The sequence below is a fragment of the Crenobacter oryzisoli genome, assembly GCF_030385785.1.
Classification (GTDB): Bacteria; Pseudomonadota; Gammaproteobacteria; order Burkholderiales; family Chromobacteriaceae; genus Crenobacter_A; species Crenobacter_A oryzisoli.
The window spans coordinates 23,448-49,209 of sequence record NZ_JAUEDK010000006.1 but is presented as its reverse complement, the minus strand read 5'-3'; the positions used below and the strand labels follow the sequence as shown (position 1 = coordinate 49,209).

Here is a 25,762-nt window from a genome sequence, read left to right as displayed (position 1 = left end):
TAAGCAGGGTCATGAGGCTCTGCCGGCGGCCGATAAGGGCTGAAGCGACGAATTTGCCTCAGGAGGCGCCGCCATGAACCTATCCAGTATCTCCACGTTGCCGTCCTATGTTTCGCCATATACTTCTTTCACTTCGAGTTCCGTCTCCACTGCGAGCAGTACCGCGGACAGCAGTACGAGTGCGCCGGGCCTCGATAATAGCCTCAGTACCGATACGGCAGCGGCGCAGAGTTTGGCGGTGATGGCGACCAATTTGCGGCGTCTGCCAGCGTCATTGATGGACTCTCCAATTCCTCCAGTTCGAACGACAGCGTGACCAGTGTGCTCAGTAGTCTGATCAGTGCTGTGCAGCAGAACCGGACGTGGTCTCAGCTGGCCGCGAACGGAGCATCCACCAATGGCGCGGGGAGTCTGGTGAGTGAGGTCTCTGGCAGCAGCGATTCGAGCAGTGCCGGCTCCGCTGTCACGGACACGAGTTCCACCGGCGTCAGCAGTGCAGTCGATGGGAGCGGTACCGACGCAACGACAGGCAGTGCGACGGCCTCAGGGGGTCTACGATGCAAGTGGCAATCTGCAGTCAGCGTCCAGTTTCAATTACGTGCCGGGCGATACCAACGCCAACTGGGCTCAGATCATCCAGGCCGATCCGAGCCTGGCGAGCGATGCGGCGGGGTTTGAACTGCAACAAGGTATCGTCAGTACTTTGGCATGAATGAGGACGTTGGTCGGTTTGGTCAACGTGGTTTGGTTATAGCGGCCCTGCGGGGCCGCTATTTTTTTATGCCGGCAAGATGGTCTGCCGCCAGGCGTCCGGCAGGCTGGCGGTGAGGGTGGCCACGTATTCGGCGGTGCGCGGTTGGCGCGGCCGGGTGAACAGCTCGCGGGCGTTGCCGCTTTCCACCACCTGGCCCGCCTCGAGGAACACCACTTGGTCGGCGATGCTGGCGGCCAGGCGCAGGTCGTGGGTGGCCATCAGCATGGTCATGCCGTCGGTGGCTAGCTGCTTGAGCACCTCCACGACCTCTGCGGCCAGCTCCGGGTCGAGCGCCGAGGTCGGCTCGTCGCACAGCAGCACCCGCGGCGCCGGCGCCAGCGCGCGGGCGATCGCCACGCGCTGTTGCTGGCCACCGGACAGCGTGGACGGCCAGGCATCGGCCTTGTGCGCCAGCCCGACCTTGTCGAGCAGCACGCCAGCGCGCTGGCGCGCCCGCGCCTTGTCCCATTTCTGCACGGTGAGCAGTCCCTCCATCACGTTGGCGATCACTGTCTGGTGTGGAAACAGCTGGAAGTTCTGGAACACCATGCCGGTCTGGCGGCGCACCTGCTGCACCGCCTCGCGGCGTGGCGCGGCATGGGCGGAGAAGCGGATCTGCGCCTCGCCCAGCTGCAGTTCGCCGCCATGCGGCAGCTCCAGCAGGTTCACGCAGCGCAACAGCGTGCTCTTGCCACTGCCGGACGGGCCGATCAGCGCGGTGACCTGGCCCTCGGCGATGGCGAGGTCGACGCCCCTCAGCACCTGTTGCGGGCCGAAATGCTTGTCGATGGCGGTAAGGCGGATCATGCGCGGGCTCCTAGGGCGAGGGCATGTTGACCGAAGCGCTGTTCCAGCCGGCCCTGCAGCGCGGACAGCACCGAGCTGAACAGCAGGTAGATCAGCGCCGTTTCGGTGTATAGGATCAGTGGCTCGTAGGTGACCGCAGCGATGCGCTGGGCGGCCTGGAAGATTTCCGGCACGGTCAGCACCGCGGCGAGCGAAGTGTCCTTGATCAGCGAGATGAAACTGTTGGACAGCGGTGGCACTGCCACCCGCGCCGCCTGCGGCAGCACGGTGCGGCGCATCGCCTGGGACCCGCTCATCCCGATTGAATAGGCGGTCTCCCACTGGCCCTTGGGCACCGATTCGATCACCGCGCGGATCACCTCAGAGGTGTAGGCGCCGACATTAAGCACGAAGCCGAGCAGTGCGGCCGGGAACGGGTCGAACACGATACCGACCGAGGGTAGGCCGTAGAAGATCACGAACAGCTGCACCAACAGCGGTGTGCCGCGGATCAGCCAGACATAGAAATGCACCACCGCGACCAGCGGGGCGGGGCCGAACAGCCGAACCAGCGCCAGCACGAAGCCGAGCGACAGGCCGCCGGCAAAGGACAGCAAGGTTAGCGGCACGGTAAAGACCAGCCCGGCATAGAGCAGGGGCCAGAACGATTCGGCCATCAGTTGCAACCAGTGGGGCATGCGACAGACTCAATTGACAGCCCGACCGCAGGAGCCGGGCGGGAACAGACGGGAAGGGCGCCCGTGGGCGCCGGAGGTTCTTACTGCGACACGTCCTCGCCGAAGTATTTACGCGAGATCTTCAGATAGGTGCCGTCGGCCTTGATGCCGGCCAGCGCCTGGTTGATCGCCGCCTGCAGCTCCGGGTTGCCCTTGCGGATGATCACGCCGGAGTAGTCGGCGTTGCTCTCGGTGGCAACGATCTTCACCTTGGCATCCGGCTTGTGCTTCTTGAAGTCGAGGAAGGACAGGCTGTCGTTGACGGTGGCGTCGACGCGGCCCGAGGTCAACAGGTCGATCGACTCGTTGAAGCCCTGCACGCCGACCAGCTCGGCGCCGTTGGCCTGGGCGAGCTTGCCGAAGTTGCTGGTCAGAGTGTTGGCGGATTTCTTGCCCTTCAGGTCGGCGAAAGTCTTGATCGCGCTGGTGTCGGTTCTGACGATCAGCACTGCCTTCGAGGCGATGTAGGGGGTGGAGAAGTCGTACTTGGCCTTGCGCGCCTCAGTGATCGCCACTTGGTTAATCACCGCGTCGTAGCGGTTGGCGTCGAGGCCGGCGATCAGCCCGTCCCACTTGCCCTCGACGAACTGGGCCTTCACGCCCAGGCGCTTGGCGATGGCTTGGCCGATTTCCACGTCGAAGCCGACCAGCGCGCCGCTGGCATCGTGGTAGGTGTAGGGGGCATAAGTGCCCTCGGTGCCGATCTTGAACACGCCAGCGACCTTGATCTGCTCCAGGCCGGTCTGGGCGTGGGCGGCGCCGGCGAAGGCGAGTGCTAGGGCGGCGACGGTCAGCGTGGTGCGGACGGGTTTCTGCATGTTCGGTGCTCCGGTTAGGGAAGAGAGAGGCCGGCCTGGCGGGTGGCACGGCGGTTGAGGAGCACTGTAACAATCCGTCTAATATCTCAACAAGTTATATAAATTGATGTATTAATGGCATAAAAATATAACAATATGAAGCGATGTTGGCGGTGGCTCGGAGGGAAGTCGTCCGTCCACCGTCACCGCGCGCGGCGGGCCGAGATCGGTGCGCCGATGCTGGCCGTCTGGGAAACGACCGTCAAGCGCACCGTCGCGGTGAGGTTGGTGTGGATGGCGTCTACAGGAACAGGAAGAAACCGTCAGCGAAGTAGGTGAGGCCCAGTGCGCCAAGCGGCAGGGCGGCCAGCCACAGCGCGCGGCGCTTGAACAGGCCGGCGATCGACGAGATCAGGATGGCAATCTGCAGGAAGATCACCGCGATGCCGAACGGCTGGCTGTGACGCTGCGCTTCGTCGCGCTGCTGCTCCAGCGTCCGCGCCTTGTTCTGCAGGTCATTGCGCTCCTGGGTGTAGCGCTGCAGCTTTTTGCTGTAGTCGGCGACTAGGGCCTGGTAGCGCTGGCGGGTGCTGTCTGGCGTATTGTCGGGCAGCGTTTCCAGTTCCAGTGCCAGCTTGTCGCGCTGCATTTCATACAGATTGGCCTTGACGCTCTTGGACTGGTAATAGGCCCATTGGTCGGAGGCCTGCGCCTGGCTGATCACGCCACGGGTGGAGTAGCCGCCGCCTTTGAACGTCGAGAGGGTGGCACACACCGCCAGGATTACGGTGGTCAGCGCCAGGTGGTTCAGCCAGGGTTCTTTCTTCTCTTCTGCCATGGTTGGGTGCGGGTAGTGGAGAAACGGGCGGCGGGCAGGGTATTGTCCGCCGCATGAAAAAAGGGCGCGATTGCGCGCCCCCAGAATAAGGTCCAAGCGACCGTTCGGCCAGGCTTACGGCTTGCGGTATTCCGCCACCGGCCACAGCGGGATGCCGCCGCGCGGGGTGAAACGACCTTCGACCTTGATCCACTTGGGCTGCAAAAGGTTCACCAGATCGTTGCAGATGCGGCAGATGCACGCTTCGTGGAACTCGCCGTGCATGCGGAACGAGCCGAGGTAGAGCTTCAGCGATTTCGACTCGACGCACCATTCGTCCGGCTGCATGTCGATGACGATAGTGGCGAAGTCAGGCTGGCCGGTCACCGGGCACAGGCTGGTGAATTCCGGGCAGGTCATGTTCAGCGTGCCGGTCACGCCGTTCGGGTTGATCTCGCTCTTGCTGAACGGGTTGGGGAAGCGCTCAAGCAGTGAGGCATCCGGTTCGTCGTAGCGGTACTCGGTCTTCTTGTTGCCGAGGGCTTGCAGATTGTCGTGCAGGTTCATTGTCAATTCCTTGTCTATTCAGTGGCTGAAGTCACCAACAAAACTCATCGTTGCGAGCCTGGAGCCAGGCACTCTGTCGTAGACGGTAGAGAGTGCAGCAGGGCGGCGCCGGTTTTGTCAGTGACGCTCAGCGGATGCCGGTCATCTTGTGCGTTTGCAGCGACAGCCGCCATTGCGGGTGCTGCAGGCAGTAGTCAATCGCAGCTACGGTGTTGTCGCGCTGCGTCGGACTGTCCATCGGCTGCAGGTAGAAGTTTGCGAAGTCGAGGTCGGCGAAAGTCTCGGGCAGCGCATCGAGCTGTGGGTAGACCAGTTTAAGCTCGTGTCCCGACGTCTGCTTGAGCGGGTTGGCGCCCTTTGGGCTGACGCACAGCCAGTCGATGCCCGCAGGGGCGGCGATGGTGCCGTTGGTCTCGACCGCGATGTCGAAACCGACCGCGTGCATTGCGTCGATCAGTGCGCTGTCGAGCTGCAGCAGTGGCTCGCCACCGGTGAACACCACACAGGGCTTGCCGCCGTGGCCGCGCCACTCGCTGGCGATGCGTTCAGCCAACGCTGCCGCGTCGGTGAACTTGCCGCCGTCCGGGCCGGTGCCGATAAAGTCGGTATCACAGAAGCGGCACAAGGCGCTGGCGCGGTCCTCTTCGCGGCCGCTCCACAGATTGCAGCCGGCAAAGCGGCAGAACACCGCTGGGCGGCCGGCTTGGCCGCCTTCGCCCTGCAGCGTGTAGAAGATTTCTTTTACCGTGTAAGTCATCGCATTGCTCCCAGGCGCAGTCGGGCGCCTTCGTGCTCGTTCTCGAACAGGTCGATCTGTGCGAGTTCCGGCAGTTCGGCATGCAGCCCGGCGGCGATCCAACGGGCGATGCCGGCACAGTCGTGCGCGTCGATGCCGGGCAGTGTATCGAGCGCATGGTGGTCGAGCTGACGATACAGCGGCGCGAACAGCGCTTTCACCTCGGCGAAGTCGCGCAGCCAGCCGCTGTCGGCATCGGGCGTGCCAGCCAGATACAGCCGTACCAGATAGCTGTGACCGGTGTAGCGGCCGGCTTCATCGAACGGCTTGGCCGCCTCGAAGCGCTGCTCCTTCCAGATGGTGTAGCCGGCTGCATCGCGGCGGCTGCCGGCGGTGGCGGTCTCGAACACCTCGACGGCGCTGATGGCCGGCAGTGTGTCGCCCAGCCGTTGCCACAGCCAGTCGGAGAGCACTTCGCTGGTCGGGTTGGCGAGGCCGGGCAGCTCGTTCAGATAACGGTGCTGCAGTTGGTTGAACAACGGCTGCCAGGCAGCGGCCAGCTCCGCATCGGAACAGGCAAGGGCATCGGCGACAAGCCGGACGCCGAAGCCGTGGCCATGCAACCGGCCGCACTGGTGGCCGTGAGGCACGTGCGGCAACTGGTGCGCTGCCTCGAAGCCGGTCGACAGCCAGCGCTGCGCGCTGCCGTCGGTGTCGAGCTCAATGCCCCGGCTCGGCGCCGAGCGCAGTGTCAGTCGCGCCGGCGCGCGCAGGCGGTCGGCGATCCCGGTGACCAGTGCCAGGTCATCCGGCTCGGGCAGCAAGCTGTTGAGATCGCGGTAGTCGAGTGGCGCGCAGACGTCGTTCAGGCGCTGGCGTAGCGTAGCCAACCCCAGTTCGGTACTTTCCGCAGTCACGAAAAAGCTATGGCCATGCGGCCGGCTGGCTGGCCCATCGGCCTGGCTCAGGCGGCGTGCGGCCTCGAAGCCGCACGTAGCAAGATGGGTGATGCGCATCTCAGGCTCCGGTGGTCCGGACGACAAGCGGGTCGGCAATGCCGGCCTCGGCGAAGCCCTTGGCGCGCAGTTCGCACGAGGCGCAGTGACCGCACGGCGGTACTTCACCGTTGTAGCAGGTGTGGCTGTACGCCAGCGCTTTCATCGCGCCGACTTCCTGAGCGAGGAACACCGTTTCCGCCTTGCTCATGAACATCAGTGGTGCGTGCAGCACCACCGGGCTGTCCATGCCGAGGCGGATCGCCAGTTCCAGCGCCTTCAGGGTGTTCTCGCGGCAGTCCGGATAGCCGGAGTAGTCGGTCTGCGCCACGCCAGTGACGACATGCTCGATGCCTTTCTGATACGCGAGGGCAGCGGCAAAAGTCAGGAAGATCAGGTTGCGGCCAGGAACGAAGGTGTTGGGCAGCGTGGTGTCGGCGTCGTCGCGAGCACCGCTTTCCGGGGTGATGTCACCGGTGAGTGCGTTACCGCCCATTACGCCGAAGGTATTGATCGGCAGTACGGTCTGGCGCACGCCGGCCATCTCGGCGATCAGTTTCGCGGCGTCGAGTTCAACGCGGTGGCGCTGGCCATAGTCAAAGGTGACGGCTTCGACCGCGTCGCGGCCAAAGCGCTGGATGGCCCAATAGAGGCAGGTGGTCGAGTCTTGACCGCCGGACAGGACGACCAGCGCCCTTCCGGCTCGATGCGGAGTGCTCATTTTGTATTCCTTCGAGTAACAGTCGAAGTAGGTTTGTTAGGGCGCTATTCCGCTCAAGTGATCGCGGCGCGCGGGGGCGAGTGTAGCGGGTTTGGCGGCTGATGAAAACCGTTGGTGGACGGGCGTTAGCGCGGGCAGGGGCAGCAATGCCAGAAAAGACATTCGGCATTAACGGCATGTCTTTAATATGTCTTTATCGTTGATAGTATAGTAATGAAGCGCGGTCTTCACTATCGAAGTCGGGATGATCAGACATGGGGCAGGCTCACCCGCCCGGGCGGACAGAGAGTGTAGCGGTAGCAGTCGGTCAGGTGGTCGTTGACCACGCCGGTCGCCTGCAGAAAAGCGTAGATGATCGTGCTGCCGACGAAGTTCATGCCGGCTTTTTTCAGCGATTTGCTGATCTGGTCGGACAGCGGGCTGGTGGCCGGCGTATCGGCAAGCCGGTGCAGGCGGTTGCACTGCGGAGTGTAGTCGACCTGTCGCCACAGCCAGTCGGCGAAGCTGCCGTGCTCTTCCTGCATCTTCAGAAATACCCGCGCGTTACGGATCGCGCTGTCGATCTTCAGGCGATTACGCACGATGCCTTCGTCGGCCATCAGCCGCACCACGTCCGACTCGTCGAAGCGGGCGATCTGCGCAGGGTCGAAGTCGGCAAAGGCGCGCCGATAGCCCTCGCGCTTGCGCAGGATGGTGATCCAGGCCAGGCCCGCCTGCGCCCCCTCTAAAATCAGCATTTCGAACAGCTTGCGATCGTCGGTGACCGGCACGCCCCACTCGTCGTCGTGGTAAGCGATATAGAGCGGATCGTCACTGCACCAGGCGCAGCGGGTAAGGGTGGCGGTAGACATCGGTGTGGCCGGAAGAGGGGATGGGGGCAAAGTGTGCAGCGGGTCATATCTAGAAATCAATCATTATGACGACCAGGACCGACGGAGAGGGTGGTCCTAATCATGACGAGTATGCGCTTTTAGCCTGTTGCCGTCGGGATGCTGACAACAACGGCGCAGTCCTCGCCTGCGGTACAATCCCGGCCCATGCCGAATCCGACCGATATTTATCCCCTGATCCATCGTGCCCTGATGGCCGAGGACATCGACACCAAGCTGGCTGAAGTCGCTGCTCAGCGTGCCGGCTGGCTGGACGGTTCGCTGCGCCGAGTCGGCGACGACACCGTGGTCGCCGTGCCGGTGCCGGGCCGACCGGTTCGGCCAACGCTGGTGCCGTCGTCGCAGCTGTTGCAACGCAAGCTCTCCACGCAGGAAGGCCACGCCGCGCTGGTGCATGCGATCGCGCACATCGAGTTCAACGCGATCAACCTGGCGCTCGATGCGGCCTGGCGCTTTCGCGACTTGCCCGATGCCTTCTTGGCCGACTGGCTGCAGGTGGCGGCCGAGGAGGCGCAACACTTCGCGATGCTGCGCGAACGCCTGCAATCGCTCGGTTTCGACTACGGCGATTTTCCGGCACATAACGGCTTGTGGCAGATGACGTGCAAGACCGATCACGACCCGCTAGTGCGGATGGCGCTGGTGCCGCGCATTCTAGAGGCGCGGGGCCTCGACGTGACGCCGGGCATCCAGCGCAAGCTTACCGGTATCGGGGACACCGCCACGGTGGCGGTGCTCGACGTGATCTACCACGACGAGGTCGGCCATGTGCAGGTCGGCAACTACTGGTTCACCCGACTGTGCGACGAGCGTGGCATGGAGCCCTTGGCGACGTTCCGCCAGCTGGTGGCCGACTACGACGTGTACGTGTTCAAGGGCGGTTTCAACCGCGAGGCGAGGCTGCGCGCTGGTTTCAGCGAGTTTGAACTGAAGATGCTGGAAGATTTCTCTGTGGTGCGCGATCCGAGCTAAGAAAGAAATACATGATCCGTCTATTCAACCTATTGCGCCGTAAGCGGCGCATCGCGGTGATACTGTTGGTGCTTGCCACGCTGGTATTCGCCGTATCGTCCGGGCTCGCACAGTACGTGCGCGGGCTGGGCTTTCCCTTGCTTGCCGGCCTACTGTCGCTTTTGCAGGTGCTGGCAGTGGCGGTGCAGCTTTTTGCACTGGCGGCTCTGGTCAAGGGGCCGTGAGTCGGAATGGTTTTTGCTGGATCGTTACTTATAAATCATTGGCTTATCGATGGTTTGATAGCCTGGTTGAACGCTTGACGCGGGTCTTTGCCGGGGAGCATAATCGCGCCGCAACAAGAGTATGATAGGGCTCCACTGAGTGGGGCCTTTTCCATTGGAGCTGTCTTGACGGCGGGAGTGAGCGATATGGACGAACAGGATTTTCTGCAGCGTCTGGAAACCCGGGCAATGGCCGCCAGCGAGCTGGACCATACCGCGCATCTGTATGCAGCCTGGGTGTATCGGCGCAACTACCCGGCTCGCGAGGCGGCGGCCCGCTGCGCCTATTCGCTGTCGCGCTTCGCGATGACCCACGGCGTGGCCGAAAAGTATCACCACACACTGACGATGGCGCTCCTGGCCATCCTGTACCGCCGCCTCGACGACGAGCCGTATCTCCTGTCCTCTTGGGACCGCTTCCTGTCGGCCAACCCTGACTTGGTGCGCAACGCACGTAGCGTGGTGTGCGAGTACTACTCGGAAGCCCGTCTGGCCGACGACGACGCACGCCGCGCCTTCGTCCAACCCGATCTCAAGCCGCTGCCGACCGGCGGCGTGCTGCACTGAACGAAAACCACCACCGAACCCAATGATGAAAGCCCCCGAACTTCTGCTGCCTGCCGGCAACCTGGAAAAGATGCGCGCCGCCTATGATTTCGGCGCCGATGCCGTGTACGCCGGCCAGCCGCGTTACTCGCTGCGTGCCCGCAACAACGAATTCAAGCTCGAAGAGCTGAAGATCGGCATCGAGGAGGCACACGCGCGCGGCAAGCAGTTCTTCGTTGCCAGCAACATCCTGCCGCACAACGCCAAGCTCAAGACCTACCTCGCCGACATGGAGCCGGTGATTGCGATGAAGCCGGACGCGCTGATCATGGCCGACCCGGGCCTGATCATGATGGTGCGTGAGAAGTGGCCGGAAGTGCCGATCCACCTGTCGGTGCAGGCCAACACCACCAACCTGATGGGCGTGAAGTTCTGGCAGAAGATCGGCCTTACCCGCGTCATTCTGTCGCGCGAGCTTTCGCTGGACGAGATCGCTGAAATTCGTCAGGAATGCCCGGACATGGAGCTGGAAGTGTTCGTGCACGGCGCGCTGTGCATCGCCTACTCGGGTCGCTGCCTGCTGTCCGGCTACTTCAACCACCGTGACCCGAACCAGGGCACCTGTACCAACGCCTGCCGTTGGGACTACAAGATGCACGACACCAAGGGCGACGACGCCGGTGACGTGCAGGTGATCCAGTTCGACTTCAACAAGGCGCTGGAAGAAGCGAACCAGAGCTTCGCCGCCTGCGGCGGTGCTGAACGCCACCCGCTCGCCGACAAGACCTATCTGATCGAAGAGGGCAGCCGCCCTGGCGAGATGATGCCGATCATCGAGGACGAGCACGGCACCTACATCATGAACTCCAAGGACCTGCGCGCCATCGAGCAGGTGGAGAAGCTGGTGAAGATCGGCGTCGACTCGCTGAAGATCGAAGGCCGCACCAAGAGCCTGTACTACGTGTCGCGTACCGCCCAGGCTTACCGCAAGGCGATCGACGACGCGGTGGCCGGGCGTCCGTTCGACTACTCGCTGCTGGCCGACCTCGAAGGCCTTGCCAACCGCGGCTACACCCCGGGCTTCCTGGAGCGTCACCAGACCCAGGAATACCAGAACTACCTGACCGGCCATTCGCAGGCCAAGCGCAGCCAGTATGTCGGCGAAGTGCTGGAAGTGGATGGCGAGGGCTGGGCGCTGGTCGACGTGAAGAACCGCTTCGCGGTCGGCGATAGCCTGGAGATCATCCACCCGAGCGGCAACCGCATCATCAAGCTCGATACCATGACCCGCGATGGCGAGGCCGCCCAGGTGGCGCCGGGCAACGGCGTGAAGGTGAAAATCCCCGGTATGGCCGGCATGAACAAAGCGTTGATAGCCCGTCTGCTGTAAGCGATTCCGCCAAGCTTGAGTAGAAATGGCGTCCCATAGGGGGCGCCATTTTTGTTTTGGCGTTTGGCGGCAGCGTAACGGCGGATAAAAAACCGTTGCCGGTGGGGGCTTTGTAGTTAATAAAGAATCGATAACGTGATGTGCTTTTGACGTTTATTACGCCAATTTGCCATTCTGTTTCAATAAATACGGGAGTGTTCATCATTGTACCAACGCCGGTCCAGACCGAGCGGGAGTCGTCCTCTGTGCCCTAGTGTTGCGTCAACTCAGGAAGCGATCATGAAGAACAAGTTTGCCTGCAAGCTGCTGTATTCCTCATTGCTGCTGTTATCGACCTCGCTGGCATTTGCCGAGGACAAGGCCCTGAACGTGTACAACTGGTCCGACTACATCGCCAAGTCGACGATACCGGACTTCCAGAAACAAACCGGCATCAAGGTCAAATACGACGTCTACGACAGCGACGACACGCTGATGGCGAAGATGCTGACCGGCAAGGCCGGCTACGACATCGTGGTGCCGACGTCCAACTTCCTGGCCAAGCAGATTGAGGCGGGCATTTACCAGAAGCTCGACAAGAGCAAGATCCCCAATCTGGCCAACCTCGATAAAGGCTTGATGGCGCAGGTGGCCGGTGCCGATCCGGGCAACGCGCACGGCGTGCCGTGGGCCTGGGGGACCGATGGCCTCGGCTACAACCTGACCAAGGTGCACGCCATTCTCGGCAAGGACGCGCCGCTCGACAGCTGGGCCATCCTGTTCGACCCGAAATACATCTCCAAGCTGAAGGGCTGTGGCGTGTCGGTGCTGGACCAATCCGCCGACGTGTTCCCTGCCGCATTGCACTACCTGGGCAAGGACCCGAACAGCCAGAAGCCGGCCGACTACCAGGCAGCGTTCGAGTTGCTGAAGAAGATTCGCCCCTACATCACCCAGTTCAACTCCTCGGGCTATATCAACGACTTGAGCAACGGTGACGTCTGCTTTGCCTACGGCTGGTCGGGTGACGTCAACATCGCCAAGCGCCGTGCCCTCGAGGCGAAGAAGCCGTATCAGATCGCTTACATGATCCCGAAGGGCGGGGCGCCGGTATGGTTCGACGTGATGGTGATCCCGAAGGACGCCGCACATCCGGAGGCGGCACATAAGTGGATCAACTATATCGAGGACCCGAAGGTGAACGCGCAGATCACCAACGAGGTGTTCTACCCGACCGCCAACGCTGCCGCGCGCAAGTACGTGAGGCCGGACATCGCCAACGATCCGACCATCTATCCACCGGCAGCGGTGCTGAAGACGCTGTACCTGATCAAGCCTGTGTCGGCCGACATTATCCGGCTGCGTAACCGCCTGTGGACCGAGCTGAAGACGGGGCACTGACCCACCGGTTCGGCAAGCCCTGTACCAAGATGGCGCCCTTTGGGGCGCCATTGTTGTATCTGCGCCGTCTTTTGTCGGATAGGCGTCAATTTTTTTGTCGTGTTGACTTCTGGTCTTTGCCAGGTGCGTTTTCGCACTGTAGACGATGTTCGGAGAGGCCTGCTCATAAAGTGATATGCATTTGTCAATAAAGCTGTATAGCCCGCTGTTTGTGGGGTTATAGAAAGAGCAAGTCAGACAGCCTACAAAAACCATATCTCAATGACATGATTGGAATCGCTAATCGGTATCGGACGGCGAGGCCAGAGATCAGCTCAGGTTTTCTCCGTAGGTGATGAGGATATTGATCATTTTTTGTATGCAAATTTGTTGCCTAACAAAAAATCGTTGCAATGCTGGGGCTTTGTGGTTAAAAAGAAGTGACAAATCGGTGTGTATGTGAAGTTTATTAAACAAATACTTAGGCACACTTTTACAAAGGCGGGGGGAGAAAACCATCATGACTCGTGGTGTTCCCAAACGATGGCAAAGTTTCGGCGCGTTCCAACTACACTGCGACAGCCTGGCGGAAGACGCTCCGCTACCGCCGTCCTTCCGGCGGCTGCCAGCTGCCGAGATTGCTTCGATTTTGTTTAATGCCCTACATCGCATCCAGAATACCTGTTCCTCCCCGCCGCCCGTCTCGGGCCTTTGAGCTGCTCTGACGCGAGTCGGGCCGATCGCCCTGCAAAACGTCCGCATCTCCTATTCGCGCTTAGGCCATCCTTCGCCTCTATTTCTGATCTTGATGTCGACGCCGCTCCCTTTAAGGGATAGCTGCGGGGGTGGCCACGGCTGGTCTTTCCCGCCCGCAGCCTGCTGCTGCGGATGGATCGTTGTAGTGCTGCGTCAACTTTTAGGAAGTGATTATGAAGAAAAAGTTTGTTTGCAAGCTGCTCTGTTCCTCCTTGTTGCTGTTGTCGAGCACGGTCGCGCTCGCCGAAGACAAGGCCTTGAATGTCTACAACTGGTCCGACTACATCGCCAAGTCGACGATTCCAGGTTTCGAGAAAGAATCGGGCATCAAGGTCAAATACGACGTCTACGACAGCGACGACACGCTGATGGCGAAGATGCTGACCGGCAAGGCCGGCTACGACATCGTGGTGCCGACGTCCAACTTCATGGCCAAGCAGATCGAGGCAGGCATCTACCAGAAGCTCGACAAGAGCAAGATGCCGAACCTGGCCAACCTCGATAAAGGCTTGATGGCGCAGGTGGCCGGTGCCGACGCAGGCAACGCGCACGGCGTGCCGTGGGCCTGGGGGACCGATGGTCTCGGTTACAACCTGACCAAGGTGCACGCCATCCTTGGCAAGGACGCACCGCTCGACAGCTGGGACATGCTGTTCGATCCGAAGAACGTGTCCAAGCTGAAGGGCTGTGGCGTGTCGGTGCTCGATCAGGCCAACGACGTGTTCGCGGCGACTCTGCATTACTTGGGCAAGGATCCGAACAGCAGGAACCCGGCCGACTATCAGGCGGCGTTCGAGCAATTGAAGAAGATCCGCCCCTATATCACTCAGTTCAACTCCTCGGGTTACATCAATGACCTGGCCAACGGCGACATCTGTCTCGCCTATGGTTGGTCGGGCGACGTCAACATCGCCAAGCACCGAGCCGCCGAAGCGAAGAAGTCTTACCAGATCGCTTACGTAATCCCGAAGGGCGGGGCACCGTTGTGGTTCGACATGATGGTGATCCCGAAGGACGCCGCGCATCCGGAGGCCGCGCACAAGTGGATCAACTATATCGAGGACCCGAAGGTGAACGCCGAGATCACCAACGAGGTGTTCTACCCGACCGCCAACGTGGCGGCACGCAAGTACGTGAAACCGGAAATCGCCAGCGACCCGACCATCTATCCGCCGGAGTCGGTGATGAAGACGCTGTTCCTGCTAAAGCCGATTCCGGCCGACATCATCCGTCTGGAAAACCGGCTGTGGACCCAACTGAAGACCGGGCGCTAAGCGTCCCGCTCTAGGCAGTAGCGGGCGCGACCGGGGGGCCGTGCCCGAAGACCAACCCACTCGTGGCAAATCATCATGAATGTCCAGACTCTAGAAAGAAACGCCTCGGCAGCATCCCGCCAGCAGGGCAAGGGCTTCGTCGAAGTCATCGACGTGGTGAAGAAGTTCGGCGATGCGGTCGCGCTCAACCACGTCAACCTGACGATCGAAAAGAACGAGCTGTTCGCGCTGCTCGGCAGCTCCGGCTGCGGCAAGTCTACGCTGCTGCGCATCCTGGCCGGCTTCGAGACCGCTACCGAAGGCAAGATTCTGATCGACGGCGAGGACTTGGCGCGCGTGCCGCCTTACCACCGCCCGGTGAACATGATGTTCCAGAGCTACGCGCTGTTTCCGCACATGACGGTGGAACGTAACGTTGCCTTCGGCCTGCGCCAGGAAGGCGTGCCACGCAACGAGATCACCGAGCGGGTCAACGAGGCGCTGGATCTCGTGCAGATGCGCAAGTTTGCCCAGCGCAAGCCGCACCAGCTCTCCGGCGGTCAGCAGCAGCGCGTGGCACTGGCGCGCAGCCTGGTGAAACGCCCGAAGCTTTTGCTGCTCGACGAGCCGATGTCGGCGCTCGACAAGAAGATTCGCCAGCAGACCCAGTTCGAGCTGATGAACATCCTCGGCAAGGTCGGTGTTACTTGCGTGATGGTGACGCACGACCAGGAAGAGGCGATGACGATGGCCGACCGGCTGGCGGTGATGAGCGAGGGCGAGGTCGTGCAGATCGGCGAGCCGACCGCCGTCTATGAATTCCCGAACTCGCGCTTCTCGGCCGAATTCATCGGCTCGACCAATCTGTTCGACGGCGTGGTGGTCGAGGACGAGCCGGACCATGTCTACATCGAGTCGGCATCGCTGCCGGTGCGGCTCTATATAAGTCACGGCATCACCGGCCCGCTCGGCATGGACGTGTCGGTATCGGTGCGCCCGGAGCGGGTGGTGCTGTCGCGGGCCAAGCCCCAGCAGCCGTACAACTGGGTGCAAGGGGTGGTAAAGGACGTCGCCTACATGGGCAGTTACGCGCTCTACCGCGTAGAGCTCGGCAACGGTCGGATGGTGACGGCCAACGTCGCCGGGATGGTGCTCAGCCAAGGTGAAGCGCCGTCCTACGGCGAAGAGGTGTTTGTCAGCTGGAATGAATCCAGCGGAGTGGTGCTGACCAAATGAAGAAGCTCATCCAACGCTGGCTGCCCAACGGTCGCCGAACGGTGATCGGCATACCGTTCACCTTCCTGCTGGTGTTCTTCCTGGTGCCGTTCATCCTGGTTGTAACGATCAGCTTTTCGCAACAACAGCTCGGCGTACCGCCGTATACGCCGCTGACCACGCTGAAGGACGACGTCTACTCGATCGCCCTTAACATCGGCCACTACAAGTTCCTGTTGCAGGACGACCTGTACTTCGCGACCTATATCAGTTCACTGAGGATCGCGCTGGTGTCGACGTTGCTGTGCCTGTTGATCGGCTTCCCTATCGCCTATTACATCGCCCGCTCCTCGGAGTCGGTGCGCAGCACGCTGATGATGATGGTCATGCTGCCGTTCTGGACGTCATTCCTGATCCGGGTGTACGCCTGGATCGGCATCCTCAAGAACGACGGTTTTCTCAACCAGTTCCTGATGTGGCTTGGGCTGATCAGCACGCCGCTGCGCATCTATCACACCAACTGGGGCGTCTACATCGGCATGGTGTATTCGTACCTGCCGTTCATGATCATGCCGCTCTACGCCCACCTGGTGAAGATGGACCTGACGCTGCTCGAGGCCGCCTACGACCTGGGTGCCAAGCCGTGGCGCGCGTTCATCGAGGTGACGCTGCCGCTCGCCAAGAACGGCATCATCGCCGGCAGCTTGCTGGTGTTCATCCCTGCGGTCGGCGAATACGTGATCCCTGAACTGCTCGGCGGCTCGGACACGCTGATGATCGGCCGCGTGATGTGGGACGAGTTCTTCAACAACGTCGACTGGCCGATGGCGGCGGCGGTGACCTGCGCGATGGTGCTGCTCTTGCTGGTGCCGATGGCGCTGTTCCAGCACTACCAGGCCAAAGTCATGGAGGAAAACAAGCGATGATCAAGCCAAGCAAACCCTTGTCGGTGTCCGTGCTCGGTCTCGGCTACCTGTTCCTCTACCTGCCGATCATCCTGCTGGTGATCTATTCGTTCAACGAGTCGAAGCTGGTCACAGTCTGGTCGGGCTTCTCCACCAAGTGGTATGCCGCGCTGCTCGACGACGACGAGCTGATCACCGCGGCCTGGCTGAGCCTGAAGATAGCGCTGATGACCGCCTTCGCCGCTGTGGCGATCGGTACCTGGGCCGGCTTCGTGCTGGCGCGTTTCGGCCGCTTCCGGATGCTGACGCTGTTCACCGCGATGATCAACGCGCCGCTGGTGATTCCGGAAGTGATTCAGGGCATCTCGCTGCTGCTCTTGTTTGTGGCGATGGAACAGATGCTTGGCTGGCCGCAGGGCAGAGGGATCTTCACCATCTGGATCGGCCACGTGATGCTGTGCGTGTCCTATGTGGCGATCGTCGTCCAGTCTCGGGTCAAGGAGCTGAACATGGCCTACGAGGAGGCCGCGATGGACCTGGGCGCGACGCCGCTCAAGGTGTTCTTCGTCATCACGCTACCGCTGATCGCGCAGGCGCTGATCTCCGGCTGGCTCTTGTCGTTCACGCTGTCGCTCGACGACTTGGTGTTGACCGCCTTCCTGTCCGGCCCAGGCTCGTCCACCCTGCCGCTGGTGGTGTTCTCGCGGGTACGACTGGGGCTGAATCCGGAGATGAACGCGCTGGCGACGATCTTCATCCTGCTCGTTTCCATCGGTGTGGTCGCTGCCAACCAATATATGCGTGCCTCCGAGCGCAGGCGGGCGCGTGAAATGCGCATGGCGTTCCAGAACGAGCCTACGGTGGTCGAAACCGGCGACAGTCCGGCAATGGCTCGGAGCGCCAGGGGCGCAGGCGAGCCGTCGTTGCTGACCCGCAAGGGTGCCCAGTCGTAAGTCCTCGTCACGATACCAATAACACGTACGGAGAATTTATGAAGAGAGCACTGATCAGTCTTTTGTTGGCCAGCCTACCGGGGATGGTGCTGGCCGATAGCCAAGGGGATGAGATCGCGCGACTGAAGGCGCAGTTGAACGCCTTGCAAAGTCGGATGGATGCGATGCAGAAGGCGGCCGGCAACAAGTCCGCCAAGAAGAAGGGGGACGCCGCCGCGACGGCCACGACCGATCCGGCCGCGCCGGCGGCCAGCGCGCAGGCGGTTGCTGCCGACGACCCTGCGCCGACGATGTCGGCCGAGGACCTCGCCGAGATGAAGCAGCAGCTCGCCAGCATGCAGCTGAAGGTCGACGCCTTGCAGACCGCGTCGACCGAAGGCCCGCTGGCCGGTCTGAGCGTGACGGGTTACCTCGACCCGACGTATATGTACAACCATAACGCCAATAGCGGGTCGTTCCAGTTCGTTAACCACAACTCAGCCTACACCTACGACACCAGTACCATTGGCGATGTCTACCTCGACATCAAGAAGACCTTCGGTGTCGGCCCAACCGCGCCGAGCGTCGAGTTCTCGATCATGCCTAACCGCGGCAACGGCAACACGCTGCTCGCCAATGATAACGGTACGGTCGGCAACAATATCATCAACACGGCGCAGATCAACTACCCGCTCTCCGACACCACCACCATCGTGGCGGGGCTGATCTCCAGCTTCGGCGGCTATGACGTTCAGCAGTCCAACCAGACGCTGTCGATCACCCACAATCTGCTGTACGACTTCAGCGACCCGGGCAGCTATGTCGGTGCCGGAGTCAACTGGAGTCATGGTCAGTGGACGGTGAAGACCTTCCTCGGCAACGAACAATACCGCACCCGCGGCTCGGCGGTGCAGACCGGCTCCGATCCGAACAACAATAATCCTCTCTTCAAAACCAACAACACCCCGACCATTACTGCGCGTGTCGACTATCAGTACAGTAGCCCACTGGACATCGGCTGGTCGTTCAACGCAGGCCGCCAGACGCTGGCGACCAGCAGTGCTACCGCCAATGCTAACGGCAGCATCAGCAATGGTTGTCAAGGCGGCAATACCGGCTTCGGCTACCAGTGCACGTCCAGCAATCCGTTCAGTGACTACTACTTCACTGAAGTGGACATGACCTACCTGTTGCCCGATGCCCAGTTCAATGCCGAGGTCGATTACGGTACCCAGAAGAATGCGGCCTGGAATGGCGGGGATGCGGTCTGGTACGGTGCCTCCTTGCAGGCGCACCAGAAGTGGACCACCGACCTGCTCGGTCGCATGGGGGTGACCTTCCGCTACGACTACCTCGACGACAGCAAGAATGGCGGCGGCGGTGGCGGCGTCTTGCTTGGCTCGCAGGGCTACGATGGCAACAACGGCTTTGGCATCGACTTCGCTTGTTTGGCCAACTCCACCACCAACGGTAGCGAGTGCAAGGGGGCCAACCGTCAGTCGCTGGCTGCTGCGCTGCTGTTCTATCCGATCGACCAGCTCATCATCAAGATGGAGTACCGGCACGACTGGGCCAATCACGATGTGTTCGTGAAGCATAATGGCAGTTTCACCAAGACCAATGATGTGGTCGGTGCCGCGATGGTTTACACGTTCTAAACCCGTCACTCCCTCTCGGGTCTGTCATGGACAGCGATGCGTCGCTGTCTTTTTTTCTTTTCGGGGTTGTGCACCGATAAAGCGTAACGGATCGGCGATCTTGCGTTGCCCGGCCAGAGGGGGTCAGCTTACAATCGACAGGGTAAGATTGTTCGAAATCGAATATTCGAATTTCGCTTAAGGCATAAGACTGGAACCCTTCATGACGATTTTGCAATTGATCAACGAGCGGGTGCAGGCGGCACTCGCTGCGGCCGGGGCGCCGGACGCGCCGGCCGTCGTGCAGCCGGCCTCCAAGCCGGAATTCGGCGACTATCAGGCCAATGGCGTGATGGGCGCCGCGAAGGCGCTGAAGACCAACCCGCGCGCCTTGGCCGAGCAAGTGATCGCCAAGCTCGATCTCGCCGGCATCGCCAGCAAAGTGGAAATCGCCGGGCCGGGCTTCATCAATATCCACCTCGATCCGGCGTTCCTGGCCGGGCGCGCCGAAGCGGCGCTCAAGGACGCCAAGCTTGGCATCACTCCGCCGAAGCCGCAGCACGTGATGGTGGAGTACTCGTCGCCAAACCTGGCGAAAGAGATGCACGTCGGCCACCTGCGTTCGACCATCATCGGCGACGCCCTGGCCCGCGTGATGGCCTTCCTCGGCCACGACGTCGTGCGTGCCAACCACGTCGGCGACTGGGGCACCCAGTTCGGCATGCTGACCGCCTACCTGGTGGAGACCCAGCAGGCCGGCAATGCCTCGCTCGAGCTGAACGACCTGGAAACCTTCTACCGCAACGCCAAGATCCGTTTCGACGAGAGCGAAGAGTTCGCCGATCGCGCCCGCGAGTATGTGGTGAAGCTGCAGGGCGGCGACCAGCAGGTGCTGAAGCTGTGGGAGCAGTTCGTCGACGTGTCGCTGGAGCATTGCGAAGCGGTGTACCGGAAGCTGAACGTCGGCCTCACGCGTGAGCATGTGCGCGGTGAGTCGTCGTACAACGACGACCTGCCGGTGGTGGTGTCCGATCTGGACAAGGCCGGCCTCTTGAACGTCGACGAGGGCGCCAAGGTGGTGTTCCTGGAAGAGTTCCGCACCCAGGAAGACAAGCCGATGGGTGTGATCGTGCAGAAGAAGGACGGTGGCTACCTGTACACCACCACCGACCTCGGCGCGGTGCGCTACCGTCACAAGACGCTCGGCCTCGACCGGGTGATCTACGTGGTCGACGCGCGTCAGAGCCAGCACTTCCAGCAGCTGTTCACCATCTGCCGCAAGGCCGGGTTCGCGCCGGAGAGCATGGCGCTCGAGCACGTTGGCTTTGGCGTGATGATGGGTGACGACGGCAAGCCGTTCAAGACCCGTACCGGCGGTACGGTGAAACTGGTCGAGCTGCTCGACGAAGCGATTGAGCGCGCGTTCCAGCTGGTGACGGAGAAGAATCCGGACCTGTCCGAGGAAGAGCGCCGCCATATCGGCCACGTGGTCGGCATCGGCGCGGTGAAGTACGCCGACCTCTCCAAGAACCGGATGAGCGACTACATCTTCAATTGGGACACGATGCTGTCGTTCGAGGGCAATACCGCTCCGTACCTGCAGTATGCCTATACCCGCGTGCAGAGCGTGTTCCGCAAGGCGACCGACTACGACGCCAACGCCAAGATCGTTATCACCGAGCCGGCCGAGAAGCAGCTGGCGGTGGCGCTGGCACAGTTCGAAGACACGCTGAACGCGGTCGCCGAAGGTTGCTACCCGCACTACCTGAGCCAGTACCTCTACCACATCGCCACGCTGTTCTCGCGCTTTTATGAGGCCTGCCCGATCCTGAAGGCAGAGGGCGAGGTGCGTCAGAGTCGCCTGCAATTGGCCGCCCTGACCGCGAAGACGCTGAAGACGGGCTTGGACCTGCTTGGCATCGAAGTGCTCGACGCGATGTAATAACCGATCCGCTCGGCAGAACAGCCCGGTGCTACGCGCCGGGCTTTTTTATGGCTTCCCGGTTGGCGATCCCATGCTAGTCTTTCCATGTGGAGATACCGTGTTCGATCGCCTTGCCTGCCAACAATGGTGATGTAGGGCGATAACGAGTCGAAGCCGTGTCTCCTGCGCCGCTAACGAGCCCTGGCTCTCCCTGTATTGTCGGCGGCGTTGCACGGGCTCTTCGATTTTTCCACTTCCAGCTCTGGCTGGCTTTGGCACGTTGGCACGCACGTTGGCACAAAGGAGTGGCATATGGCATCGGCTATTCGAGGCGCTTTCCTGAGTTACACCGGCAATCCGTTCAAGGAGGCGGTGGCCGGCAGCTTTTACTACGAATCCGACGGGCTGATTGTGATCGACGAAGGCAAGATCAGCTATGCCGGTGTCTATGACGCCGGCCGCGTGCCAGCTGGCGTCATCCCCGAGCATTACCGTGATGCGTTGATCGTGCCGGGGTTCATCGACGCGCATGTGCATTATCCGCAAACGCCGATGATCGGTGCCTACGGCAAGCAATTGCTCGACTGGCTCAACAAGTACACCTTCGTCACCGAGCAGCGCTACCACGACAAGGATTTCGCTCGGGGTATCGCCAAGGTCTTCCTGCGCGAGCAGTTGAAGGCAGGGGTGACCACGCCGATTACCTACTGCACCGTTCATCCCGAATCGGTCGATGCGTATTTCGAGGAGGCCGAGTCGCTAGGCCTGCGCACCGGTGCAGGCAAGGTGCTGATGGATCGCCATGCCCCAGAGGCGTTGCTCGACACCGCGCAGACCGGTTACGACGAGTCGAAGGCATTGGCCGAGAAATGGCACGGTCGTGGCCGTTTCTTCTACGTGGTGACGCCACGGTTCGCGCCGACCAGCACGCCGGAACAGCTCGAGGCGGCCGGTGCGCTATATCAGGAGATTTCCGGCGTCTACATGCAGACGCACCTTTCCGAGAACACCAAGGAGATCGCCTGGGTAGCCGAGCTGTTCCCTGGCACCCATGGCTACCTCGACGTCTACGATCGCTACGGCTTGGTTGGGCCGCGAACGCTGTTCGGCCACGCGGTACATCTGACCGATCCGGAGTGGAAGCGCATGGCCGAGGCCGGTGCGACCATCGTGCATTGCCCGACGTCGAACCTGTTCCTCGGCTCGGGCCTCTTCAATCTGGAGCGGGCGCTGGTGTCGAGCAATCCGGTGCGGACCGCGCTCGGTTCGGACCTGGGGGCCGGCACCAGCTTCTCGCCATTGGTGACGCTGAACGAGGCGTACAAGATCGCGCAGCTGCGTGGCTATTCGCTGTCGGCGCATCATGCCTTCTACCTCGCCACGCTAGGCTCTGCACGGGCTATCTATCAGGATCAGCACATCGGCAGCATCGAGGCCGGCAAGGATGCCGACCTTGCCGTGCTCGACTTCAAGGCGACCCCGATTCTCGCCGACCGCCAGGCATTTTCGGCATCACTGGAAGAGCAGCTGTTCGTGCTGATGACGCTCGGTGACGAGCGGGTAATCAAGGCGACATACGCCGCCGGCCGCAAGGTGTACGAGCGCACTGGCTGAGAGGCCAAACGACGTCGGCCCCAACAAAAACCGGGCCTGTTGGCCCGGTGATGTTTGGCAGGGTGCTCAATGCGCTTCCTGCTCCTTGTCCGCTTCGTCCTCGAGCGGGACTGCCTTTGGGGGCAGGATGAACTGCAGCGGATGACGGATGAAGCGGCGCAGCAACAGGGGAACCAGCGGCAAGGCATCCCTACCTCTGAGCTTGCGAGAGCGCAGTGCCACCCACAAGGCCAGGCCGAAGCTGACCGCCAGGTTGGTCAGGCCGATTAGCGCGATGCCGGCCAATGATGTCAGCACCACGTCGAGCGGCAGCTGGAAGTTGTTGGTCACCGAGGAGAACGCGAGGTAGGCCGACGAAAAGGTGATGTGACGGATGTCGATCGGTAGCCCGAGAATCACTCCCACCGTACCGGTCAGCCCCAGGAACATGCCGAAGTAGAAGTTGCCGGCCAAGGCCCCAAGGTTGTTCTCGATATAGCCGGCCAAGCGGTTGGCGCGGTGCGAGCCGATCAGGCGATTCAGCCACGGCAGCGCGGCGATCCGCTCAGGGATGCGCCGATAGATTGCCAGATTGTCGTAGTAGCCGGCGATCAGGCCGGAGAGGAACAGGTAGACACCGGCGATCGCCGCATGGGGAATCGCCAGGCTGCGGACCGGGTCGAGGTCGTGCAGCAGGTGCTGCGCCTTTGCGGCGTCGACCAAGGGTTGGCCGGACATGGCCTGCCAGCCCAAGGCGAGCAGGCCAGCGGTGGGGATCACCAGCAGCACGTTGCCGAGGATCGCGACAAACTGAGTACGCAACACCTTCACGACCAAGTCGGCCAGCTCTTCGGTCTGGGCCTTCGCGCCAACGGTGTGGATCGCCGAGGCGATTCTCGCCGCAGTCATCGCCGGCTGCTTGGTGGCGATGGTGAAGCCGAGGATCTGCACGATGATAAAGCCGATCGCGTAGTTCAGGCCGAATGCCATGCCTTCCCACAGCAGCGGCAGATGGCCGCGCGCGGCCAGCATCTTGATCAGTGCCATGACGCCGACGATCAGCCCGGCCCCCATCGCCGCGCGCGCCATGCCGTTCCATTCGCTGCGCGTCTCGGCGATGTAGTGTTCGCCTCGGCGGCCTGCGTGTTCGGTGACCTGTAGGGCCAGCAGCTCGGTGTTCGACTTGAACAGGTCGCGCAGGCTGTACTTGCGGTTCTCGGCCTCGATCAGGTTCACGATCAGCCGGAACAGTGTAGGGTCGACGGCCGGGTCGTAGTCGGGGTCGAGCAGGATCAAGAGCGCGCGTAGCCGGTCGATGTGCTGGGCCAGGCGTAGTGCGTGGTAGGTCAGGTTGACCGAGATGCCGTAGCGCGCCGCGTTCTTGCGCAGCTTGGCGAGGATATCCTCGCACTGGTCGAGCAGCACGAGGATGTGCTTCTCGTCTTCTTCGGTACGGGTATGCTCGGACAGGCTCAGCCGATAGCTTTCTACGTAGCGCATCACCTCGGCGTTCAGATGCAGGAACGGCGACTCGAAGCGCTCGATGTCGGGGTAGACACGCACCAGTTCCGGTTCGAGGCCGATTGCGGTGATACGCGACGATAGTACCTGTACTGCCTCCAGCATCTGCATGCGTGTCGTGGTGTCGCTGCCGTTGCTTTCCTGTTCATGCCAAGCCAGTGTTCGCCACAGTTCGCTCCACGCATCATCGGGAATGCTTGCTAGCCATTGGTGGTCGTTCTTGTGGGAGAACAGTTGGCCGAATACGTCGCGCAACGATTCGGCCCGCACCGGTGGAGGCAGCAGCCGCTCACCAATGCGTCGCGACAAGGCGGTGAAAAAGCCTTCGTTGGCGAGGATGCCGGTTTCGGTGTAGAGCGCGATCTGGCGGGTTTCGGTCAGCAAAGCCAGGAGGCCTTGGCGCAGTGCCTGCCGATAGTCGGGTTGATGTTCGAGCAGATAGGTGAGGGCGCGCAGGTTCTGGATCGCCTGTTCGGTGTGGCGCGCCGAAGGCGGGCGTAGGGTGACGATCAGGTCGGCCAGCGCCTCGGCCGGCGGATGCTCGGCGGTGGCGAGGCGACGTAGCGCGTCGTCCATCGAAAGTGGGGTCTTGTTCATCGTACGGTACAAATGAAAAGTCTCTCTCGTTTAGTGTCTTGGTCAGGCGTGGTGGGCGTGGGCCAGCAACTCGAGTAGCGCATGAGCCGGTGCCGACAGCGTGTCGGTCGACTTGAAACACAGCTTCATCTCGCGTACCGCCCACGGGTCGCTCAGCGCGATCACCGCCAAGTGTTCCAACGGTGCCAGGCGCCGGGCGGCGCGTTCGGGCAGGACTGCGAGTCCGGCCCCGGCGCCGGCAAGCGTCGCCAGCGCGGTGAAGCCTGCCGCCCGCACCCGTGGATGGAGCACCCGGCCACGTAACCGGGCCATGTCCTCGATATGGCGTTGCATCGCGCTGTTGGCGGGCAGGCCGACAAAATCGTGTTCGAGCGCGTCGGCAAACGCCAACGTTGGGTGGCCAGCGAGCGGGTGTGTGGCGGCGGCGATCAGTACCAGCCGGTCGCGGGCGAACGGCAGCACGTTCAGCGTGCCGATGCTGGCGCTGCCGTCGATCACTCCCAGGTCGGCCTCGTCATGCTCGATCGACGGCACGATATCGCGGCTGGGGCGCTCTAGCAGCGTAACGTCCACGCGCGGCGTAGCGGCGAGGAAGCGACCAAGCAGTTTGGGCAGGTATTCGTTGCACGCCACGGTGTTGGCCATCAGACGCACCTCGCCGCGCAGGCCGTGGGCGAAGTCACCCAGCTCTCCATTCAGTCGTTCGGCGGCCAACAGCAGCTGGCGAGCATGGTGCAGGAACAGCTGCCCGGCTGCCGTCAGTTCGATCCCGCGGGCGCGGCGTTCGACCAGCTCGACGCCATAAAGCGTCTCCATTTTTTTCAGTCGTTGACTGGCAGCTGACAGGGCCAGTGCTTGGCGATCGGCAGCCAGCGTCAGGCTGCCGTAATCGGCCAGGCAGGCGAACAGTTTCAGGTCGATAAAGTCGAGTCGCATTGCTTAGGCTTCGTGTTTGGCGAAGGCAGGCTACGCAAAACGTTAATGTCAAGAAGCAAAAACCTATCATAATCTCGGCATACGAGGTGAATAATATGGATGTTTCTGCTAGTACGGCCAGTGGTGAGCGCCATTTTGCTTTCGCAAAACACAAAGGCATGCT

At 61.7% G+C, this 25,762-nt stretch carries 24 protein-coding genes; 13 read left to right on the top strand and 11 right to left on the bottom strand.

Annotated features, from left to right (window positions below; all coding sequences use genetic code 11):
* Positions 1-532: 532 nt before the first annotated feature.
* Positions 533-712, top strand: coding sequence for a hypothetical protein (locus QU481_RS04980; RefSeq protein ID WP_289828796.1), 180 nt, complete (start codon positions 533-535; stop codon positions 710-712).
* A gap of 66 nt (positions 713-778) precedes the next feature.
* Here QU481_RS04980 and QU481_RS04975 read toward each other — a convergent pair whose 3' ends face one another.
* The 9 genes from QU481_RS04975 to QU481_RS04930 all read right to left on the bottom strand — a co-directional run bounded on the left by QU481_RS04975 (position 779) and on the right by QU481_RS04930 (position 7,761).
* Positions 779-1,561 carry an amino acid ABC transporter ATP-binding protein gene (locus tag QU481_RS04975; RefSeq protein WP_289828795.1) on the bottom strand — a complete coding sequence of 261 codons (783 nt, stop codon included), beginning with the start codon at positions 1,559-1,561 and terminating at the stop codon, positions 779-781.
* Positions 1,558-2,238 carry an amino acid ABC transporter permease gene (locus QU481_RS04970; RefSeq protein WP_289828794.1) on the bottom strand — a complete coding sequence of 227 codons (681 nt, stop codon included), beginning with the start codon at positions 2,236-2,238 and terminating at the stop codon, positions 1,558-1,560. Before QU481_RS04970 ends, QU481_RS04975 begins: the two co-directional genes overlap by 4 nt.
* Before the next feature lie 80 nt (positions 2,239-2,318).
* Positions 2,319-3,095, bottom strand: coding sequence for an amino acid ABC transporter substrate-binding protein (locus QU481_RS04965; protein WP_289828793.1), 777 nt, complete (start codon positions 3,093-3,095; stop codon positions 2,319-2,321).
* A 280-nt stretch (positions 3,096-3,375) separates the two neighbouring features.
* A complete protein-coding gene (locus QU481_RS04960; protein ID WP_289828792.1) occupies positions 3,376-3,912 on the bottom strand; it encodes a DUF4337 domain-containing protein in 537 nt (178 codons plus the stop codon).
* Positions 3,913-4,026: 114 nt separating this feature from the next.
* Complete coding sequence (gene queF / locus QU481_RS04955; protein WP_289828791.1) at positions 4,027-4,458, bottom strand: preQ(1) synthase; 432 nt, start codon at positions 4,456-4,458, stop codon at positions 4,027-4,029.
* A gap of 127 nt (positions 4,459-4,585) precedes the next feature.
* The gene (queE, locus tag QU481_RS04950; RefSeq protein ID WP_289828790.1) at positions 4,586-5,215 is read right to left on the bottom strand and encodes a 7-carboxy-7-deazaguanine synthase; all 630 of its coding nucleotides are present in this window, start codon (positions 5,213-5,215) and stop codon (positions 4,586-4,588) included.
* Positions 5,212-6,210, bottom strand: coding sequence for a 6-carboxytetrahydropterin synthase (locus QU481_RS23975; RefSeq protein ID WP_435382719.1), 999 nt, complete (start codon positions 6,208-6,210; stop codon positions 5,212-5,214). Before QU481_RS23975 ends, queE begins: the two co-directional genes overlap by 4 nt.
* 1 nt (position 6,211) lies before the next feature.
* Entirely contained in the window at positions 6,212-6,910 is a 699-nt protein-coding gene (gene queC, locus QU481_RS04935; protein WP_289828789.1) for a 7-cyano-7-deazaguanine synthase QueC, read from the bottom strand.
* A gap of 248 nt (positions 6,911-7,158) precedes the next feature.
* On the bottom strand, positions 7,159-7,761 hold the full coding sequence (locus QU481_RS04930) for a DNA-3-methyladenine glycosylase I (RefSeq protein ID WP_289828788.1): 603 nt from the start codon (positions 7,759-7,761) through the stop codon (positions 7,159-7,161).
* Between the two features lie 186 nt (positions 7,762-7,947).
* On the opposite strand from QU481_RS04930, the gene QU481_RS04925 reads away from it, so the two are divergent.
* The 12 genes from QU481_RS04925 (at position 7,948) to guaD (ending at position 22,566) form a co-directional block, all read left to right on the top strand.
* Positions 7,948-8,772, top strand: a complete 825-nt coding sequence (locus QU481_RS04925; RefSeq protein ID WP_289828787.1) for a ferritin-like domain-containing protein — start codon at positions 7,948-7,950, stop codon at positions 8,770-8,772.
* Positions 8,773-8,783: 11 nt separating this feature from the next.
* The gene (locus tag QU481_RS04920) at positions 8,784-8,996 is read left to right on the top strand and encodes a hypothetical protein (RefSeq protein WP_289828786.1); all 213 of its coding nucleotides are present in this window, start codon (positions 8,784-8,786) and stop codon (positions 8,994-8,996) included.
* 186 nt (positions 8,997-9,182) lie between these two features.
* Positions 9,183-9,602, top strand: a complete 420-nt coding sequence (locus QU481_RS04915) for a hypothetical protein (protein ID WP_289828785.1) — start codon at positions 9,183-9,185, stop codon at positions 9,600-9,602.
* Positions 9,603-9,627: 25 nt separating this feature from the next.
* Positions 9,628-10,971: a prephenate-dependent tRNA uridine(34) hydroxylase TrhP gene (gene trhP, locus QU481_RS04910; protein WP_289828889.1), complete on the top strand. Its 1,344-nt coding sequence runs from the start codon at positions 9,628-9,630 to the stop codon at positions 10,969-10,971.
* Between the two features lie 279 nt (positions 10,972-11,250).
* A complete protein-coding gene (locus QU481_RS04905) occupies positions 11,251-12,351 on the top strand; it encodes a polyamine ABC transporter substrate-binding protein (RefSeq protein ID WP_289828784.1) in 1,101 nt (366 codons plus the stop codon).
* Between the two features lie 908 nt (positions 12,352-13,259).
* Positions 13,260-14,360 carry a polyamine ABC transporter substrate-binding protein gene (locus QU481_RS04900; RefSeq protein ID WP_289828783.1) on the top strand — a complete coding sequence of 367 codons (1,101 nt, stop codon included), beginning with the start codon at positions 13,260-13,262 and terminating at the stop codon, positions 14,358-14,360.
* A gap of 75 nt (positions 14,361-14,435) precedes the next feature.
* Positions 14,436-15,575 (top strand): ABC transporter ATP-binding protein, encoded by a 1,140-nt coding sequence (locus QU481_RS04895; RefSeq protein WP_289828782.1) that lies wholly within the window; start codon positions 14,436-14,438, stop codon positions 15,573-15,575.
* Positions 15,572-16,480 carry an ABC transporter permease subunit gene (locus QU481_RS04890; RefSeq protein WP_289828781.1) on the top strand — a complete coding sequence of 303 codons (909 nt, stop codon included), beginning with the start codon at positions 15,572-15,574 and terminating at the stop codon, positions 16,478-16,480. The genes QU481_RS04895 and QU481_RS04890 overlap by 4 nt, the downstream gene beginning before the upstream one ends.
* The gene (locus QU481_RS04885; protein ID WP_289828780.1) at positions 16,477-17,412 is read left to right on the top strand and encodes an ABC transporter permease subunit; all 936 of its coding nucleotides are present in this window, start codon (positions 16,477-16,479) and stop codon (positions 17,410-17,412) included. The genes QU481_RS04890 and QU481_RS04885 overlap by 4 nt, the downstream gene beginning before the upstream one ends.
* Before the next feature lie 38 nt (positions 17,413-17,450).
* On the top strand, positions 17,451-19,049 hold the full coding sequence (locus QU481_RS04880) for a DUF3138 family protein (protein ID WP_289828779.1): 1,599 nt from the start codon (positions 17,451-17,453) through the stop codon (positions 19,047-19,049).
* A gap of 202 nt (positions 19,050-19,251) precedes the next feature.
* A complete protein-coding gene (argS, locus tag QU481_RS04875) occupies positions 19,252-20,970 on the top strand; it encodes an arginine--tRNA ligase (RefSeq protein WP_289828778.1) in 1,719 nt (572 codons plus the stop codon).
* Positions 20,971-21,264: 294 nt separating this feature from the next.
* Positions 21,265-22,566 carry a guanine deaminase gene (gene guaD / locus QU481_RS04870; protein WP_289828777.1) on the top strand — a complete coding sequence of 434 codons (1,302 nt, stop codon included), beginning with the start codon at positions 21,265-21,267 and terminating at the stop codon, positions 22,564-22,566.
* 66 nt (positions 22,567-22,632) lie between these two features.
* Here guaD and QU481_RS04865 read toward each other — a convergent pair whose 3' ends face one another.
* On the bottom strand, positions 22,633-24,663 hold the full coding sequence (locus QU481_RS04865; RefSeq protein ID WP_289828776.1) for a site-specific recombinase: 2,031 nt from the start codon (positions 24,661-24,663) through the stop codon (positions 22,633-22,635).
* 42 nt (positions 24,664-24,705) lie between these two features.
* A complete protein-coding gene (locus QU481_RS04860) occupies positions 24,706-25,599 on the bottom strand; it encodes a LysR substrate-binding domain-containing protein (protein ID WP_289828775.1) in 894 nt (297 codons plus the stop codon).
* Positions 25,600-25,762 lie beyond the last annotated feature (163 nt).

Bases quoted from the DNA above. Each gene is read 5' to 3' on its own strand.
- QU481_RS23975 (WP_435382719.1), bottom strand. From the start codon at position 6,210: ATGCGCATCACCCATCTTGCTACGTGCGGCTTCGAGGCCGCACGCCGC.
- QU481_RS04905 (WP_289828784.1), top strand. From the start codon at position 11,251: ATGAAGAACAAGTTTGCCTGCAAGCTGCTGTATTCCTCATTGCTGCTG.
- QU481_RS04965 (WP_289828793.1), bottom strand. From the start codon at position 3,095: ATGCAGAAACCCGTCCGCACCACGCTGACCGTCGCCGCCCTAGCACTC.
- guaD (WP_289828777.1), top strand. From the start codon at position 21,265: ATGGCATCGGCTATTCGAGGCGCTTTCCTGAGTTACACCGGCAATCCG.
- QU481_RS04975 (WP_289828795.1), bottom strand. From the start codon at position 1,561: ATGATCCGCCTTACCGCCATCGACAAGCATTTCGGCCCGCAACAGGTG.
- QU481_RS04960 (WP_289828792.1), bottom strand. From the start codon at position 3,912: ATGGCAGAAGAGAAGAAAGAACCCTGGCTGAACCACCTGGCGCTGACC.
- QU481_RS04885 (WP_289828780.1), top strand. From the start codon at position 16,477: ATGATCAAGCCAAGCAAACCCTTGTCGGTGTCCGTGCTCGGTCTCGGC.
- QU481_RS04920 (WP_289828786.1), top strand. From the start codon at position 8,784: ATGATCCGTCTATTCAACCTATTGCGCCGTAAGCGGCGCATCGCGGTG.
- trhP (WP_289828889.1), top strand. From the start codon at position 9,628: ATGAAAGCCCCCGAACTTCTGCTGCCTGCCGGCAACCTGGAAAAGATG.
- QU481_RS04890 (WP_289828781.1), top strand. From the start codon at position 15,572: ATGAAGAAGCTCATCCAACGCTGGCTGCCCAACGGTCGCCGAACGGTG.
- queE (WP_289828790.1), bottom strand. From the start codon at position 5,215: ATGACTTACACGGTAAAAGAAATCTTCTACACGCTGCAGGGCGAAGGC.
- queF (WP_289828791.1), bottom strand. From the start codon at position 4,458: ATGAACCTGCACGACAATCTGCAAGCCCTCGGCAACAAGAAGACCGAG.
- QU481_RS04880 (WP_289828779.1), top strand. From the start codon at position 17,451: ATGAAGAGAGCACTGATCAGTCTTTTGTTGGCCAGCCTACCGGGGATG.
- QU481_RS04860 (WP_289828775.1), bottom strand. From the start codon at position 25,599: ATGCGACTCGACTTTATCGACCTGAAACTGTTCGCCTGCCTGGCCGAT.
- argS (WP_289828778.1), top strand. From the start codon at position 19,252: ATGACGATTTTGCAATTGATCAACGAGCGGGTGCAGGCGGCACTCGCT.
- queC (WP_289828789.1), bottom strand. From the start codon at position 6,910: ATGAGCACTCCGCATCGAGCCGGAAGGGCGCTGGTCGTCCTGTCCGGC.
- QU481_RS04900 (WP_289828783.1), top strand. From the start codon at position 13,260: ATGAAGAAAAAGTTTGTTTGCAAGCTGCTCTGTTCCTCCTTGTTGCTG.
- QU481_RS04865 (WP_289828776.1), bottom strand. From the start codon at position 24,663: ATGAACAAGACCCCACTTTCGATGGACGACGCGCTACGTCGCCTCGCC.
- QU481_RS04895 (WP_289828782.1), top strand. From the start codon at position 14,436: ATGAATGTCCAGACTCTAGAAAGAAACGCCTCGGCAGCATCCCGCCAG.
- QU481_RS04970 (WP_289828794.1), bottom strand. From the start codon at position 2,238: ATGCCCCACTGGTTGCAACTGATGGCCGAATCGTTCTGGCCCCTGCTC.
- QU481_RS04925 (WP_289828787.1), top strand. From the start codon at position 7,948: ATGCCGAATCCGACCGATATTTATCCCCTGATCCATCGTGCCCTGATG.
- QU481_RS04930 (WP_289828788.1), bottom strand. From the start codon at position 7,761: ATGTCTACCGCCACCCTTACCCGCTGCGCCTGGTGCAGTGACGATCCG.
- QU481_RS04915 (WP_289828785.1), top strand. From the start codon at position 9,183: ATGGACGAACAGGATTTTCTGCAGCGTCTGGAAACCCGGGCAATGGCC.